This is a genomic window from Carnobacterium sp. 17-4, from assembly GCF_000195575.1.
GTDB lineage: Bacteria > Bacillota > Bacilli > Lactobacillales > Carnobacteriaceae > Carnobacterium_B.
On sequence record NC_015391.1, the window covers coordinates 643877 to 661259 of the forward strand.

Here is a 17383-nt window from a genome sequence, read left to right on the forward strand (position 1 = left end):
AATAGCTATTGTATAACATTAAGCGGGTTAACAGGGATTTCGATTCCATTTTTCGTCAAGGCGGTAACATACGCTTGAGAAAAAGCATTTTGGATTTCAAACTCATGTCCATGTAAAGCGAATATCACAATTCGTATCCCGTAGTGACCATTTCCTAAGTTAATTAAACCTAAATTATTTGGAGGTTCAGTAATATCCGGATACTGTGGCACAAGAATATCATTTACCTCTGCTATTATCGTATTAACTTTATCTATATCGGTATCCGGTGTAAGCCGCACATCAATTTGAGCACGCATATCTTCGCGCGATTTATTGCTTACAATCGTGATGTAACGATTAGGTACGAAATTCATAGTACCATCAAAGCTTTTGACCTTAGTTGTTTTTAAGTTTACATCAACCACTGTACCAGAAACGGTTTCTAAGTCTACAACATCGCCAACATCAATTTGCTTCTCCAATAGAAGGAAAAAGCCGTTTACAATATCGCTGACGAAACCTTGTGCTCCAAGAGACAACGCTAACCCAATGACCCCAGCTCCTGCTAATAGCGTACCAACAGGAATACCAATAGCTGAAAGAATGGCGTAGAATAAAAAAAAGCCTACAAAAGATTGAAATAAATTTTTTGTCAAATTATAGAGTGTGTTTAAACGATTTGTTGAAATATCTTTTTTCTTACGGTAGTTTTCAAAAGTTCGTTCAATGAAAAAATTTCCAATTATTTTTACAAGGTAAAAGAAAATTGTGAAAAAGACAATTTGAATGACACTCGCTGTCACCATAGAAATGATTTTGGCCCAATCGATTGAGCTCCAAAAATCCGAGAAAATATTGGTTTGTTCTGTAATAGAATCAACTACGTCAACTGCAATTGAGCTGTCTAGCTGATTACTACTATCCATAATACTGCTGTCCATAAACTAAATACTCCTTTAAGTAAACAAATTTCTGTTAAATGCTTCTTACCTATAGTAACAAATAAAAAGATAAAATTATAGTTACATATCTATTAAGAAAATTCTAAATTTTTTTAATGACTTTTAAAACTAAAAATTAATCAGAAGACAAAAAAATAAAAGTATTCGGTTTCATATTATTTGATGTAAAAAATAAATAGTGGTATTCTATACTTGTGTAAGATATTTTGTTTAAAGATGAAAAATTTGTTGATAAACTAGCTCCTTTCAATTGAATTAGTTTGTAAAATGAGTCTATTTTATCTAAAAAATAAGAAAATAAAAGGAAGTGAGGAGTTCATATGACAGGTGGAGAAATTGCAGCTCTGATAGCTGCTGTAGCTTTTGCAGCATTAGTCGTGTTTCTAATTATCGTATTGTTAAAAATTTCTAAGGTAATTGGAGAAGTCCAAAAAACGGTTAATGAAGCGAATAAAACCATAGGAGTTCTTACAAAAGATGCGGATAGTCTTCTGATTGAAGTTGAGGGATTACTAAACAAATCCAATACTACGTTAGATGATGTCAATGGAAAGTTAAGTAAAACAGATCCATTGTTCAGAGCTATTGGTGATTTAGGAACGACTGTTTCAAGTTTAAATGATTCTACTCGTAACTTAACTACCCATGTTGCAGGAGCTACAAAGAAAACAGCTCAAACGGGCATGGTAACTAAAGTCGGTAAAACGGCAGTAAATATGAATAAAAAACGTAAAGATAAAAAGGTAAATGAATAAGCACTAAATAAAGTGAAAAATTATAGTGAATAGAGAAAAGGAGAGAAGTATATATGACTAAAAAAGGTGGATTTCTTTTAGGGGCAATTGTAGGAGCTGCAACTGCAGGAATTACAGCTCTATTGTATGCCCCAAAATCAGGTAAAGAGTTACGTGAAGATTTAAATCAACAAAAGACTAATGCTAAAGGATCAGCAAAAGAATATGTTGATATCGCAAAAGAAAAAGGCAAAGAAATGAAAACTGTTGCGAAAGATGCTTCTGAAGACATTAAAATCAGCTTGAAAGAGTCAGCTTCTCAAATGAAAGACCAATTAACTCGTGCTTCAAAAGATGTAGGTGATGGCCTAAGTGATCTTAAAGATTCTGCAACAGATGTAGCACAAGAGGCTAAAGCTACTGCTACTGAAACAGCAGAAGAAGTAAAATCAAAAGCAAAAGATACAACAGAAGAAGTTAAATCATCTGCAAAAGATGGTAAAGAAGAAGCAACAGATGTTTCAACTAATCTAAAATATGATAGCGATTCTTTGAAAGAAGAAGTTGAAAGAAACACGATGGACTATGCTTATGATCAAGAAAAAGCTGAAGAAGGTCCTGACTATTCAACATCAAACATTAGTACAGAACAGACTAAAGAAAATGGAAAAAAAGATGAGCACAAAACAACAAATACAAATGTGGGCATCTAATTCTATTCAGTAAAAGCAGTGAAGCGATAAGCTTCACTGCTTTTTTGTTTACTTTTTTAGTGTTGATAGGTTAGGGAAGGTGCTAAATAGAAGTGTAATTTTTTGGAGTATGAGTAAACACTTCGCAACCTTTTTTTGTAACCACTACACAATCTTCAATGCGGACTCCAGCTATACCAGGTACATAAATACCGGGTTCTATTGAGAAACACATACCTTCTTGAATCACAAAATCACTATCTTGCATGATAGAAGGAAACTCATGAACAGAACTTCCTAACCCATGGCCTAAGCGATGAGTGAAATATGGTCCATAACCGGCATCTGTAATGATATTCCGGGCAACTTTATCCAATTCTCCAGCCGTTATGCCAGGTTTTATTGCATTTAAAGCAGCGTTACAAGCCTGTAAAACAATAGCGTAAATTTCTTTTGCTTGTTTTGAGGGTTCTCCAAAAGCGATAGTTCGCGTAACATCGCTCGTGTATCCGTTGTATACAACGCCTAAATCAAATAAAACAAACTCATTTAATTGGACTTGTCTTTTACCAGGAACACCATGCGGACTAGCTGCGTTATCTCCAGTCAAGACCATTGTCTCAAAACTCATTTCTTTAATGCCTTCTTTTTTTAAACGGTATTCAATTTCTGCAACAATTTCTTCTTCAGATATACCTTCTTTTATTGCATTGAAACCAATTTCTAAAGCTCGGTCAGCCCATTTACCGGCTTCCATCATTTTTTCAATTTCATCAGGAGTTTTGATTAACTTCATTGTTTGTATTTTTGGTGTAATATCTAAAAAAGAAGCAGTTTGAAAAAATGATTGTAGCTTTTCAAAGCGTCCGACTGTTAAAAAGTCTTTTTCAATAGCTATTTTGCTAAGGTTGCTGCTGTGAGAACGCAAGTGTTCAGCGATAAGTGTCCATGGATCCTCATTGTCTAAATAACCATAAACATCATGTGTCCAGTCACTATTTATAGCATCCTCTTTTTCAAGTTCGGGTGTGAAAAGGAAAGGTTCACCCTTAGCAAAAACTGCCAAAGCTAAGATGCGCTCATGTGGTTCACTTTCGTATCCGCTTAAATAAGTTATTGTATTAGGATCATTAATAAAAGCACCATCTATGTTTTGTTCGGCTAACCATAGTTGTAACGCATTAAGTTGTTTGTTCATATTTTTATCCTCACTTTCAACTATCTGAATGGTTATAATTGTAGCACTATTGATCTTAATTTTCTTAAAAAATAGAAAATCAGTTAAATTTAATTAATGAAAGAAAAAATGAAATTTTCATGAAAATGGAATTGAAACGCTTGCATTAGTTCTGTATGTTTGCTAAATTGGTAGTATGTAAAAAGTAAGCGAATCTAACTATTCGAAGGAGATTGATTATGGAAAAACAAACCATCACTATTTATGATGTTGCAAGAGAAGCAAATGTCTCTATGGCAACTGTTTCACGTGTTGTAAACGGCAACCCAAATGTAAAGCCAACTACTCGAAAAAAAGTATTAGAAGTTATTGATCGTCTAGACTACCGTCCAAATGCTGTTGCACGTGGATTGGCAAGTAAAAAGACAACGACTGTAGGGGTAATTATTCCCGATGTTACGAATTTATACTTTTCTTCTTTAGCTAGAGGAATTGACGACATAGCAACGATGTATAAATACAATATTATCTTAGCAAATTCTGATCAAAATGATATAAAAGAAGTTCAAGTATTAAACACACTTTTAGCTAAACAAGTGGATGGAATTATTTATATGGGACATAAAATTTCTGATGAATTAAGAGCAGAATTTTCACGTTCGAAAACACCTGTAGTTTTGGCAGGAACAGTAGATCCTGATGAGCAAATGGGTAGCGTAAATATTGATTATGAAGCTGCAACAGAACAAACAATTGACCAATTGATTGCTAGCGGACACGAGCGTATTGCTTTTGTATCGGGATCAATAACACAAGAACCAATAAATGGGGTTTATCGCTTAAAAGGGTATAAAACAGCGTTAGAAAATGCTGGTATTGCTTATGATGAAAGTCTGATTTTTGAAACAGCCTACACATTTACGGCTGGAGAAGAAGTATACAGTAAGTTAGCTGAAGCAGGAGCTACCGCAGTATTTGCTGGTGATGACGAAATTGCTGTAGGGATTATGAATGGAGCTCTAGATCACTCTGTTAAGATACCAGAAGAATTCGAAGTAGTTACTGCAAACAATTCTAAATTATCTGAAATGGTAAGACCGAAATTGAGCACGATTACTCAACCATTATATGATATTGGTGCTGTAGCTATGCGTTTATTAACTAAGTTGATGAACAAAGAAGATGTAGATGAAAAAACAATTATTTTACCACATCATATTGCAAATAGAGGGACAACTAAAGAGGAATAAAAAAAAGGCATCGGTTTAGTACCGATGCCTTTTTTTATTCATTCTTTTTTTCTTCTGCTTTTTTCTTAGCAGCTTCTTGTAATTTTTTATCATTTTCTATTTTAGCTTTAGCTTTCACTTCTTCAGATTTTGCAGCATCAGCCTTTTTCTTATCTTCTTCAGTTTTAACTTTTTTAGCTTCTGCGTTCTTTTTATCTGCTTCCGCTTTAGCTTTCTTAGCAGCTTCTTCGCTTGCAGATTTGGAAGCCTTATTCCAATAATCTCCTAATTCTTTTTCAGAAGCAGCAAGTGCAAAATTGTAAGTGGTTGTTTTCGGAAGGAACTTTTTATTAAAGAGTTCTGTTTTTGTAGCACCGGAAACGGTAACTTCCTTTCCATTCGATAATTTTACTTTTCCTGGCAACATTCCTGTTGAAGTTAAAACTTTGGCCTCAACAACACCATCTGGTTTTTGGAAAGCTTGATCCGTACCCAAAACAGTAGGATTGGCATTGTAGATTGCATTCATCAATCGAGCCCAGTGTCTTCGGTTTCTTAAACTTGGACTTTCTGAACCTGAGTTAGATAAATCATTAATAGGCGTATCTACAGCATTGTCGTATCCAATCCAAGAACTCAGAGTAACTTGAGGAGTGTAGCCAATAAACCAAATGTCTTTTTGGCCATCTGACGTTCCAGTTTTACCTGCAATATCAGCTTGGAAATTCAATTGACCTTCTACGTCTTTAGCCGTACCGGTTTCTAATACGTCACGTAAAATATCGGTTGTTAGATAGGCTGTTTCAGGACTAAATACTTCAACAGGTTTTACTTCATGTTGATAAACAACTTCTCCAGCAGCATCCTCAATTTTATCAATGACATACCCTTCTGTGTAGTTCCCTTTATTTGCTAAAGTAGAGAAGCCATCTGTTTGATCTAAGACGGTTGTTCCTCTAGATATTCCACCAATAGGAAGAGCATAATAAACTCCTTGATATTCATCCGTCGTGATGACATCAGATCCAAATCCCATCTTGTGCATATAAGATTCAAGTTTTTCTTCCATGTTATAGGTGTCTTTCATTTGTTGATAGATTTTAGTTGTTACAATGTTGCTTGATTGTGAAAGACCTGAACGTACGTCAGTCCATTTATTTGGAGTAACATTTCCAACGTTGGTAATTTCATGAACACCTAAAGCTCCATTTTCCCAACTTGGTACTTTAGCAGAGCTTTCAAAAAGCATCGAAGCCGGTGTAATAATGCCTTCTTCCAATGCTGGAGCAAAAGCTAATAAAGGCTTAATAGTTGAACCTGGAGAACGAGGAGATTGATAAGCATGATTGACTTGAGTAAACTCATAATCGACGCCACCGATAAAGGAAATAATTCGTCCGGTAGCATTATCTCTTAAAACTGCTCCATTTTGTACAGGCTCAACGAGTGTTTTAGTTTCATTAGTTTCTTTATCAACGTAATCAACAACTTTTACATTTCCCAAATCACTAGTATTGTTTATGATTGGGTTATCATTTTCATCATATGAGATCTCAGGAGTCGCATATTGCGCAACGACTTCATTCATAGCTTCGTAAACGCCCTTGTCAATGGTTGAAGAAATTTTGTAACCTTTTGAGCGCAAATCAAGGTCTGCTTGATTGTAATAAGAGTCTTTTAATTCTTGGTCATTAGAAATATCTTCAGCTGAATAGCCATCAGCTGTGTATAATTGTTTCATTAAAATTTGTCGTGCTTGCTGTTCTACAAAGTTGTAAACATAATCAGTACTGTCATTAACATCTGCTTCCTGAGGTAGGAAGTCTTGTGTTAAATCATAAGCTAAAGCAGTATCATATTCTTCTTTCGTAATGTAATTTTCACGGTACATTCTGAATAACACTTCATCTTTACGACTCATACCTGCAGATAAATCTTCTTTAAGAGCACCTACTTGAGAATAAGGACTATAAACAATTGGATTTTGAGGCAGACCAGCAAGAAAGGCCGCTTGTGGCAAAGTCAAATCGATAGGATTTACTCCAAATATTCCCACTGAAGCTTCATTCAAACCAGCGATGTTTTGCCCTTTATTATTTCTACCAAAAGGGGAGACATTTAAATAGTTCTCTAAAATCTCTTCCTTTGAAAAGAAATTTTCAATACGGAAAGCTAATAAAATTTCATTTGCTTTTCGTTTAAAAGAGACTTCGTTTGTCAAAATCTGCTGTTTTACCAGCTGTTGTGTGAGTGTTGATCCCCCAGAAGTTGTACTGGCGCCTGTTACTTCTTGTGCCAATGCTCGAACGACTGCTTTTGGAACCACACCAGAGTGTTTATAAAAATATTCGTCTTCGGTAGCAATAATGGCTTCTTGAACTAACGGTGACATTTCGCTTAATGGAATTTCAGATCGTTTTAAATCTGTTTTTAAATCACTAATTTTTTCTCCAGTAGCGTAATACATTGAAGAGGTTGCTGATACATTTTCTATGTCAGCTTTCATTTCTTCATATGTGGGGATTTGTTCACCGGAAACAAGGTAAGCAAAATATCCTGCTCCTGCTCCACCAATAAGTGCACCGCCAATCAATAGGACAACGACCAATGTAATAATTAAATTTTTAATTACACTGTAGCCAACATTGAACCCAAATAGAAATTTAGCTAAGGTAGGTTTTTTGTCGTCTTTTTTAGCTTGTTCTCTTTTTTGAGAAGTCGTTGACTTTGTTTCTTTTGCAGTTGATTTTGATAAGGAAGCTGAGTGAGTTTGTCGATTAAAATATGTCTTTTTGAAAGAAATCCATTGTTTCTTTATGAATTGTATCAAGCTTAGAATAACTACTTTAATTTTCTCTAAAAATGACGATTCATTAGTATTTTGTGGACTATTCAAATTTAGTTCACCTCGTAAGATTATATTTTCGTTCTCTAATTACTTGGCTTATTATAACAAAAAGAAAGGAGAAAGAGCAATTTTTGAAAAAATATTGTAGAAATTTAATCAATTCTAAAGAAAGTATGTTTTAAAAGTGAAAAAAGGGTGAATATAAGAGTTATGTAAGAGAGTAGTGATTTTTTGATGAACGAATTCTAATTTAGTTGTTGACTTTTCTCATTGTATTTTTTATACTTATAAAAACAAATCTAACTATTGTGAGGGATTACTATGAACAATCATTTAATCAACCAAACACAATTGAATACATTTTACTTTAGCTATTTTAGAAGCTGTTTGTAGACATAATTCGTTATGGGTGCAAACAGGAAACAGAAATGTTTGTATCTATGATGGCTAAAGCAATTTGATTTGCTGAATATTTGCCACGTAGAGTTTATCTAAGTGGTGGATTAAATAAATTACTGTTTATTTTTACATAAAATAAGCACCCACTTAGATAAGGCTATCTCTAAGTGGGTGTTTTTTGTAGTATTAGAATTTTAAAAAATAAGGGGGATATAAAGATGAGAACAATTGGAATGAAGAAAAAAGTTATTTTAGGTTTAGCAACAGTTACTGCAGGTTTAGTATTAGGAGCATGTGGAAACACAAGTGAAAGTGCAGATTCAGAAATGATAAATGTTGGGATTTTGCAGTATATGGAACATGATTCTTTAACGCAAGCAAGAAAAGGATTTGTTAGTGAGTTAGAAGAAGCAGGCTATGTCGAGGGAGAAAATTTGACGTTAAATTATCAAAATGCTCAAGGAGACCAAGCGAATTTACAAAGTATGAGTGAAAGCTTAATTGGAGACAATGAAGTTATCTTATCTATCGCAACACCAGCTGCTCAGTCGCTTGCAACGAGTACCCAAGAAGAGCCCATTTTATTCACTGCAGTTACAGATCCGGTAGATGCTGGATTAGTTGCTGATAATGAAGCACCAGGTGGGAATGTAACTGGAACAAGCGATATGGTTCCAATTGAAGAACAAATTTCGTTGCTATTGTCTTTAGCACAAGATGCTGAAACTATCGGAATCATCTACAATTCCAGCGAGGCAAATTCAAAAATCCAGGCTGATTTAGCACAAGAGGCGATTGAGGCAGAAGGAGTAGAAGTGAAAGTATTGACAGTCACAACTACAAATGATGTACAACAAGTCATGACAACGTTGGCAAAAGAAGTTGATGCTGTATATATTCCAACGGATAATACACTGGCCAGCACAATGCCAACAGTTGGCGAAATTGCTGCAGAGTACAAATTGCCTGTTGTTCCAGGTTCTGCGGAAATGGTAGAAGCTGGAGGATTAGCAACTTATGGAATCAATTATGAAGAACTTGGACGTCAAACAGCAAAAATGGCTCTTGAAATTATTGAAGATGATGCAGATCCAGCAGAGATGGCAGTAGAAACGTCTACTAATTTAGAATTGGTTATTAACGAAGAAGTTGCAAAATCTTTAGGTATTGACCCTGAAAGTATCGTACTACCCGACTAAAGGGTAAAACATAAAGGAGCATGAGCATGGATATTATATTATCAAGTATTTCGCAAGGACTTTTATGGTCGATTATGGCGATTGGGGTTTATCTTACATTTAGAATTTTAGATATTGCAGATTTAACTGCTGAGGGAAGTTTTCCATTAGGTGCTGCCATTTGTTCGGTATCCATTGTTTCAGGAATCTCACCATTGTTAGCTAGTTTTCTGGCTTTGGTTGGGGGAATGCTTGCAGGAATCGTATCCGGTTTATTGCATACGAAACTTAAAATCCCGGCACTACTAACCGGGATTTTAACGATGACTGCTTTGTATTCTATTAATTTAAGGATATTAGGAAAAGCAAATGTCACTTTGTTGGGTCAAGATACATTGATGCGTACGTTACAATCGTTTGGATTAGAAAATCGTATGGCAGTTTTAGTCGTTGGGGGAGTAGCAGTTGTTTTAGTTATTTTAGTCCTATATTTATTTTTCAGTACTGAAATAGGGCTAGCGCTACGTTCTACTGGAGATAACGAAGCTATGAGTGAAGCAAATGGAATTCATACAGATACGATGAAAATCGTAGGGTACATGTTGTGTAATGGATTGATTGCTTTATCTGGTGCATTGATTGCCCAAAACAACGGCTATGCAGACATCAGTATGGGAATTGGAACGATCGTCATTGGATTAGCTTCAATCATTATTGGTGAAGTCATATTCCATCAGTTGTCTTTTGCCAAACGATTGATCACCATTGTGATTGGAGCAGTTGTTTATCGCCTAATTATTGACTTCGTATTGCAATTAGGAGTAGAACCACAAGATATCAAGTTATTCTCAGCCATTGTCCTAACAATTGCCCTTTCAACTCCTTTATTGAAAAAGAAACCAAAAAGGACTAAAAGAGTTGGTAAGAAAGGAGCAGAATTAGTATGACTGCAATTTTGGAATTAAGAGGTATTCATAAAAGTTTTGAAGTGGGTACTGTTAATGAGAACCACGTATTAAAAGGAATAGATTTGACAATCAAGAAGGAAGAATTTATTACGATTATCGGAGGAAATGGTGCTGGAAAGTCAACATTATTAAATAGTGTGGCTGGAACCTATGTAGTAGATGAAGGTTCTGTCTTATTGGACGGAAAAGATGCTACTAATAAAAGAACAAACGAAAGAGCAAAAGATATTGGGCGAGTTTTCCAAGACACAAAGATGGGAACGGCAACACGACTGACGATTGAAGAAAATTTAGCGGTAGCTTTTAAAAGAGGAAAAAAAAGAGGGTTAACACTTGGTGTGAAAGATAAGCAACGTGAAATTTTCAAAGAGCAACTAAAATTACTGGAACTAGGATTAGAAGACAGATTGAAAATGGAAGTCGGATTATTATCTGGTGGACAAAGACAAGCTTTGACATTACTGATGGCGACGATTGTTCCTCCTAAATTGCTTTTATTGGATGAACATACAGCGGCACTTGACCCTAAGACTAGTAAAATGGTGTTGAAGTTGACGGATAAAATTGTCCACGAAAAAAAATTGACTGCGATGATGATTACTCATAATATGGAAGATGCGATTGCTCATGGAACAAGATTGATCATGCTTCATAATGGGAAGATAGTAGTAGATGTTTCTGGGGAAGAAAAGAATCGTTTAACTGTACCAGATTTATTAGCTCTGTTTCAAAAGAATAGTGGTGACACAGTTACAGAAGATGCATTGATATTAGGGTAACAAAAAAGAACGGAAACTAATTAGTTTCCGTTCTTTTTCAATTTATTATACTGATGCTGGAAGTTTTTCTCCAATTACAGCTAAGCGCTCAGCAACTTCTTCTTGGCTTAAGCTGTTACGTTTTACATACAAGTTGGCAGGCGCTACACGGCATTCATGACAGCAACCACGCATATATTTATGTTCATTTTCTTCTGAAGATAAAATTTGACGATTACAAGCTGGATTTGCACAGTTCACGTAACGTTCACAAGGAGTGCCATCAAACCAGTCACGACCAACAATTACATGTTCTTTTTGATTAACTGGGACACTGATGCGTTCATCAAATACATACATTTGACCATCCCACAAATCACCTTGAACTTCTGAATCTTTTCCATAAGTAGCGATTCCTCCATGTAATTGTCCAACATCTTTAAATCCTTCTTTAACTAGCCAACCGGAGAATTTTTCACAACGAATTCCACCAGTACAGTATGTTACAACTCTTTTATCCATGAATTGTTCCTTATTATCACGGATCCATTGAGGAAGTTCTCTAAATGTTCTGATTTCTGGACGAACGGCTCCTCTAAAGTGACCTAAATCGTATTCATAATCATTGCGGGCATCGATGACGATGGTATTTTCATCAAGAATAGCTTCACGGAATTCTTCAGGGTTTAGGTATTCACCTGTTACTTCATTAGGGTCGATGTCATCTTCTAAGTTTAGAGATACAAGTTCAGGGCGTAGACGTACAAACATTTTTTTGAAAGGCGCACGTTCTTCTTCATCTACTTTAAAAACTAGGTCTGAAAAACGAGAATCAGCATGCATTTCATCAATGTATTGTTGTGTTTGGTCATAAGTACCTGCAATAGTACCGTTTATACCTTCTTCAGCAATTAAAATTCTTCCTTTTAAACCAACTTCTTTACAAAACTCCAAATGTTTTGCAGTATATTCTTCTGGATTTTTGATATGAACATATTTATAGTAAAGTAAAACACGGTAATCTTTAGACATAGTAAATCCTCCTAATTTGATTCATAACACTAGGTAGACGGACTACCTGAAAGTTAATCTATACTAACAATACATTATACACTAATAAAATAATAGAAATCAATACCTCAAAAAAAAGGATGTGTTTTAATGGAAAGATGCAATTGGGCAACAACAACGGAATTAATGAAGAAATACCATGACGAAGAGTGGGGAAAACCACTGCACGATGATCAAGCTTTATTTGAACTGCTGATTCTAGAAACAATGCAAGCAGGCTTAAGTTGGTCTACCATTTTAGCTAAAAGAGAAAATTACCGGAAAGCATTAGATGGATTCAATCCCGAAAAAATTAGTCACTATAATCAAAAGAAAATAGAAGAATTGCTTTCAAACCCTGGTATCATAAGAAATAAGTTGAAAGTAGCTTCTATTATTAAAAATGCAATAGCCTTTCTAAAAGTAAAACAGGAATACAGCTCATTTGATCAATACATTTGGTCATTTGTAGAAGGAGAGCCAATCGTAAATCATTTTAAGAACGTCGAACAACTGCCAGCTAAGACAGAACTATCCACTAATTTATCTAAAGATATGAAAAAAAGAGGATTTTCATTTGTTGGACCAATAACGTGTTACGCATTTATGGAAGCGGCTGGTTTAGTAAATGATCATAGCGATAATTGTTCATTTAAATGAAAGGCGGTTTATTTGACACACAGTTGTAATATAAACGATACGATTCTATCACATAGATTATGCTATACTAAAGTCCGTTAAGAAATCGGTTAAAATAGACTTTTAATCAAATCGTAATCTGGAGGGGTAAAAAACGTGAATAAAAAACTAGTAACTATTGCAATCCTAGGAACCATGACCTTTAGTTCTCTTATATTACCAACTGCCGTTAGCGCTGAAACTACTACAAATAAACTTACTGAATCTGAACAACAAGTAACCCAAACACAAGAAGCAATTGAAGCGGCTCAACAAGAAGTTGATGCTCTACAAACTCAATCAAGCGAAACAGAAGCAGAATTAGCAGCTATTACTAATTCAATCGATTCAAACAAAGGTAAAACTGATTCATTATTAGCAGAAATTGAATCATCTCAAAAAGAAAAACAAACTTTAGAAAATGAAATTAAATCTCTTGAAGAAAAAATTGAACAACGTAGTAAACAACTTGAAGATCAAGCCCGTACAGTACAAGTCAATGGAGATACAAAAAACTACATAGAATTTGTTATTGAAGCTGATTCAATGTCTGACGTAATTGGACGAGTAGATGTAGTCACTGATTTAGTAAAAGCAAATAAAGATCTTGTTCAAGCACAAGCAGATGATAAAGAATCAGTAGTAGAAAAGAAAGAAAAAACGGAACAATCAATTGTTCAACAAAATGCCCTTGCAGCGCAACTTGAAAATGCAAAAGCTGAAATGGAACAACAATTATTAGAAAAAGAAGTTGTGGTTTCTCAACTAGCAATTGAAACAGCGAGTGCACAATCAGATAAAGATAAATACACTGCTCAAAAAGCTGAAGCTGAAAGTCAAGTAGCTGAATATACTGCTGCCCAAGAAGCAGCAGAGTTAGCTGTATTGGCAAGTTATGAAGCAGCAGAAACTGAAGAACCAATTGTAGAAGAAACTTCTGAAACTGAAGAAGTGGTAGTTGCAGAATCAAGTGAGTCTGTTGAAGAACCTCAAGTAGTAGAAGAAAGTGAAGTCGTAGCTTCTACTCCAACAGAGACTACTAAGAAAACTGAGAATGCACCAACTACAGCAAAAGCGCCAGTAAAAACACCAGCAAAAACAGAAATAAAAGCACCAGAAAAAACAAAAGCACCAGTAAAAACAGAGACTAAGGCACCAGCGAAAACACCTGAGGCTCCTAAACCTACAACGCCAGCACCGTCTACAAGTGGCGGTACATCTTGGTCAAAATTGCAACCACATGCAACTAGTGTGATGGGTACACCATATTTATGGGGTGGAACAACAACCAGTGGATTTGACTGTTCTGGTTTTACTTCATATGTATTTGCAAAAATTGGAATCTCTTTGCCACGTACAGCAGCTGCACAATATGCATCTTCTACTAAGGTGTCAAATCCACAACCTGGAGATTTAGTTTTCTTTAGCAGTGGCGGATCAATTACTCATGTAGGAATCTATGTTGGAAATGGTCAATTTATTGGATCACAAAGTAGTACAGGCGTTGCTTACACTTCAGTTAGTTCTTCTTATTGGGGACCTAAACTTGTAGGATATGGACGTTACTAAAAGACACAAAAATTCGTTACCCACTGGGTAACGAATTTTTTTATTGTTTTAACTAATAAGTAAGCTTTGTTTAGTTGTAGAACTAAACTAGTTTTCCACTAGGGAATGTCTTTTTGTAGCAATAAAAGTGAGCTTAAGTTAAACTAACTATATAAAAAAACAAGGTTTATTAGAAGTGGGAAAGGTTGATGGAAAATGAAAAAAGCTGTATTGATCGTAAATCCTTCTTCTGGTGGAGAAAAAGGGAGTGAGTATTCTAAGCTTGCTTTAGAAACATTAGAACGACTATATGATGAAGTTGTACTTAAGGAAACAACAAAGGGTGGCGATGCTGAAGCATTTGCTAAATCTGCTGCTAAAGAAAGAGTGGAAGCAATTTTTGTGATGGGCGGTGATGGAACTGTCAATGAAAGTATAAGTGGCCTAGCTGAAGAAGAGTACCGTCCAAAATTGGGTATTATCCCTTTAGGTACAGTTAATGATTTAGGACGTGCATTAGGTATTCCACTTGACCCAGCAACAGCCATTCGGATGCTGCCAGATGCAATCACAAAAAAATTAGATATTGGAAAAGTAAATGATACTTATTTTGTAGATGTCATTGCCATTGGGAAAATTCCTGAAGCTGTTAAAAACGTAGGTGCGGACCAAAAAACAAGATTAGGTTCATTAGCCTATTTTATTGAAGGAGCAAAGGCATTAAGCGATGGTCAAAGTTATACATTTAAATTAGAATTAGACGATGAGGTCTATGAACAAGAATCTAGTTTAGTGCTTATCGCATTGACGAATTCTGTAGGAGGATTTGAAAACATGTTACCTCATGCAAAAATTGACGATGGCTACTTGCATTTAATCGTATTAAAAGGCAAAACGTTGATGGACAAGCTTAAATTAGTTCCCAAAATAGTCTCAGGAAATGCGAGTGATGCAAATGAAACACTGTATAAAAAATTTAAATCAGGAAAAGTCTCTGTTTCTGAAGAAGATAATCAAGTGATGAGCAATATTGACGGAGATGAAGGGGATAAGCTTCCTCTTAATGTTCAAGTTTTACCCAGCCATATTACTATTTTTGTTCCAAAGGATACAAAAGAAGAATAAAAAAAGAACTACGATAATCGTTTAAACGATTGTCGTAGTTCTTTACTATTATTTAATGTACTCTTCTGTTAATTCCATAAAAGTAGAGACATCGGTTTTCATGATGGCGATACCAGCTTCCCAGAAATCAGGTTTTGTTAGGTCTACAGCTAAATGCTTCTTAGCTAGGTCCTCAGTAGACATAGAAGCTGTATCTCTTAATAATGCGATGTATTTATCTTCAAAACCAGCTCCTTCTTCTAATGAACGAGCATAGATTCCTAAACTAAATAAATAACCAAACGTATACGGGAAATTATAAAAAGGAACGTCAGCAATGAAGAAGTGAAGTTTACTAGCCCAAAAGTGAGGATGATATTCACTTAATGAATCTTGATAAGCTTCTTTTTGCGCTTCTTCCATCAATTCACTAAGTCGTTCATCTGTAACGATTCCATTTTGACGTTCACTATAAAAACTGGTTTCAAATAAGAAACGAGCATGGATATTTAAAAACATAGCTAAGGCATTTTGTATTTTAGTATCCAATAAAGTGATTTTCTCTTCTTTTGAAGCAGCTTCTTTAACGGTAGCATCAGATACAATAAGTTCTGCGAAGGTACTAGCAGTTTCAGCAACGTTCATGGCATATTGCTGATTAAGAGTCGGCAAATCAGTCATAACATGACTATGAAAAGCGTGACCCAATTCGTGGGCTAAAGTCGATACTTCGCTAGGTGATTCAGCATAAGTCATAAAAATACGAGATTCTTTGCTTTCTGGCAACTCTGAACAGTAACCACCAGGTCTTTTTCCGCTACGATCTTCGGCCTCAATCCAGTTATGATCAAAAGCATATTGAGCAAAGTCAGCCATTTTTCCACTGAATTTCCGGAAATTTTCAACGATAAAATCAGCCCCATCATCATATGGATAGACTTTAGCTGTTGCGTCGCCAATGATTACGGGTGCTTCTGTATCTTGCCAAGACAACTTATCTTTTCCGAGTAATTGAGCTTTTCGATTTAAATAATCAATAAAAGGTTGTTTCTGCTCACTAACTGCTTTCCACATCGTATCTAAGGTTTCTTGCTTCATTCGATTGTATTCTAATGGACGTTTCAAGAAATCTTTCACACCATGAGCTTTATAATCAGCTAAGCGAAAACCAGCTAAATGGTTTAACGTGTCGCTAAATAAAGGAGCCATACTTCCCCATGTTTCTTCCCACTTTTTGAATAATTGCTCACGAACAGCTGTATCAGGATCGGTATTCATTTTATTGTAAGCTTGTCCGGCAGATAAAAGGCGAACTTGTCCTTCGCTGTCTTCAAAAGGAATTTCAATTGTTGCTACTAATGAATCATAATGGTCGCTCCAGCCTTGAAATCCATCGATAGAAAGAGCATTAATCAAGGATTCTTCTGCTTCGCTTAACAGTTCTTTGCCTTGTGTACGCGTTTCATTTAGACTAAAGTCTATCTCTTTAAAAGCAGGTAGTTCAATTAATTCATTCCATTTATCATCCGGCATAGCAACCATTTTTTTGGTTAAAATGGTTTGAAGAGTACTGAAGGCACTATTTAGTTCAAAGACTTGTCCCAAAATAGCTCCTGCTTGTTTATCAGATACATCTGCAGATTGAACCGCTTCTATAAAGGTGAAAACTTGCGAAAGTCCTTTTGATAGTTCTTCTTGAACCAATAAGATATCAGACAAACTTTTAAAGAATGGGCTGTCTTCTTCTGTATCCCATTGAGTAACTAGACGAGTTAATTCATCTAACTGACCTCGAATGGTATCTAACTTTTCTTTTAATTGAGGGGAACTGCTGCCGCCTGGGAAAATAGATTCAAGATCCCATGTCATACTGTATTTCATATCGTAACATCCTTTCGAGTTCTGAATACATTTATTATACTCTAGTTTGCGGTAGTTTTAAAACCAACAATAAGTCAAAGTAGCTAATTTTATAAAGCGACTTGAAAATAACTACCAAAATCAATTTTAGTTCATGTAAAATAGAAACAGATAACGTGATGATGGATGAAATAAATTAAAAAAATTAGGAAGAAG

Annotated in this window: 14 protein-coding genes; 9 read left to right on the top strand and 5 right to left on the bottom strand. The window is 35.3% G+C overall.

What is annotated here, in order from left to right; translation table 11 throughout:
• Positions 1–5 precede the first annotated feature (5 nt).
• Positions 6–923, bottom strand: coding sequence for a mechanosensitive ion channel family protein (locus CAR_RS03185; RefSeq protein WP_013710268.1), 918 nt, complete (start codon positions 921–923; stop codon positions 6–8).
• A gap of 341 nt (positions 924–1264) precedes the next feature.
• On the opposite strand from CAR_RS03185, the gene CAR_RS03190 reads away from it, so the two are divergent.
• The gene (locus CAR_RS03190; RefSeq protein ID WP_013710269.1) at positions 1265–1699 is read left to right on the top strand and encodes a DUF948 domain-containing protein; all 435 of its coding nucleotides are present in this window, start codon (positions 1265–1267) and stop codon (positions 1697–1699) included.
• A 53-nt stretch (positions 1700–1752) separates the two neighbouring features.
• Positions 1753–2391: a YtxH domain-containing protein gene (locus tag CAR_RS03195; protein WP_013710270.1), complete on the top strand. Its 639-nt coding sequence runs from the start codon at positions 1753–1755 to the stop codon at positions 2389–2391.
• An 82-nt stretch (positions 2392–2473) separates the two neighbouring features.
• On the opposite strand, the gene CAR_RS03200 is transcribed toward CAR_RS03195, so the two are convergent.
• The gene (locus CAR_RS03200; protein WP_013710271.1) at positions 2474–3568 is read right to left on the bottom strand and encodes a M24 family metallopeptidase; all 1095 of its coding nucleotides are present in this window, start codon (positions 3566–3568) and stop codon (positions 2474–2476) included.
• Between the two features lie 218 nt (positions 3569–3786).
• Between CAR_RS03200 and ccpA the strand changes: the two genes are divergently transcribed.
• A complete protein-coding gene (ccpA, locus tag CAR_RS03205) occupies positions 3787–4797 on the top strand; it encodes a catabolite control protein A (RefSeq protein ID WP_013710272.1) in 1011 nt (336 codons plus the stop codon).
• Between the two features lie 34 nt (positions 4798–4831).
• Here ccpA and CAR_RS03210 read toward each other — a convergent pair whose 3' ends face one another.
• Positions 4832–7672, bottom strand: coding sequence for a transglycosylase domain-containing protein (locus CAR_RS03210; RefSeq protein WP_013710273.1), 2841 nt, complete (start codon positions 7670–7672; stop codon positions 4832–4834).
• A gap of 569 nt (positions 7673–8241) precedes the next feature.
• Here CAR_RS03210 and CAR_RS03215 point away from each other — a divergent pair.
• From CAR_RS03215 to CAR_RS03225, 3 genes are read left to right on the top strand one after another with little or no spacing between them, the layout of a single operon-like run.
• Positions 8242–9222: an ABC transporter substrate-binding protein gene (locus tag CAR_RS03215; RefSeq protein WP_013710274.1), complete on the top strand. Its 981-nt coding sequence runs from the start codon at positions 8242–8244 to the stop codon at positions 9220–9222.
• 26 nt (positions 9223–9248) lie between these two features.
• The gene (locus tag CAR_RS03220; protein WP_041556126.1) at positions 9249–10148 is read left to right on the top strand and encodes an ABC transporter permease; all 900 of its coding nucleotides are present in this window, start codon (positions 9249–9251) and stop codon (positions 10146–10148) included.
• Positions 10145–10948, top strand: a complete 804-nt coding sequence (locus CAR_RS03225; protein WP_013710276.1) for an ABC transporter ATP-binding protein — start codon at positions 10145–10147, stop codon at positions 10946–10948. Before CAR_RS03220 ends, CAR_RS03225 begins: the two co-directional genes overlap by 4 nt.
• Positions 10949–10993: 45 nt before the next feature.
• Here the strand turns inward: CAR_RS03225 and trhO are convergent, their stop codons facing one another.
• Complete coding sequence (trhO, locus tag CAR_RS03230; protein WP_013710277.1) at positions 10994–11959, bottom strand: oxygen-dependent tRNA uridine(34) hydroxylase TrhO; 966 nt, start codon at positions 11957–11959, stop codon at positions 10994–10996.
• A 129-nt stretch (positions 11960–12088) separates the two neighbouring features.
• On the opposite strand from trhO, the gene CAR_RS03235 reads away from it, so the two are divergent.
• The 3 genes from CAR_RS03235 (at position 12089) to CAR_RS03245 (ending at position 15328) form a co-directional block, all read left to right on the top strand.
• Positions 12089–12637, top strand: coding sequence for a DNA-3-methyladenine glycosylase I (locus CAR_RS03235; RefSeq protein WP_013710278.1), 549 nt, complete (start codon positions 12089–12091; stop codon positions 12635–12637).
• A 135-nt stretch (positions 12638–12772) separates the two neighbouring features.
• Complete coding sequence (locus CAR_RS03240) at positions 12773–14224, top strand: C40 family peptidase (RefSeq protein ID WP_013710279.1); 1452 nt, start codon at positions 12773–12775, stop codon at positions 14222–14224.
• A gap of 195 nt (positions 14225–14419) precedes the next feature.
• The gene (locus CAR_RS03245; RefSeq protein WP_013710280.1) at positions 14420–15328 is read left to right on the top strand and encodes a diacylglycerol/lipid kinase family protein; all 909 of its coding nucleotides are present in this window, start codon (positions 14420–14422) and stop codon (positions 15326–15328) included.
• A 48-nt stretch (positions 15329–15376) separates the two neighbouring features.
• Here the strand turns inward: CAR_RS03245 and CAR_RS03250 are convergent, their stop codons facing one another.
• On the bottom strand, positions 15377–17188 hold the full coding sequence (locus tag CAR_RS03250) for a M3 family oligoendopeptidase (protein WP_013710281.1): 1812 nt from the start codon (positions 17186–17188) through the stop codon (positions 15377–15379).
• Positions 17189–17383 lie beyond the last annotated feature (195 nt).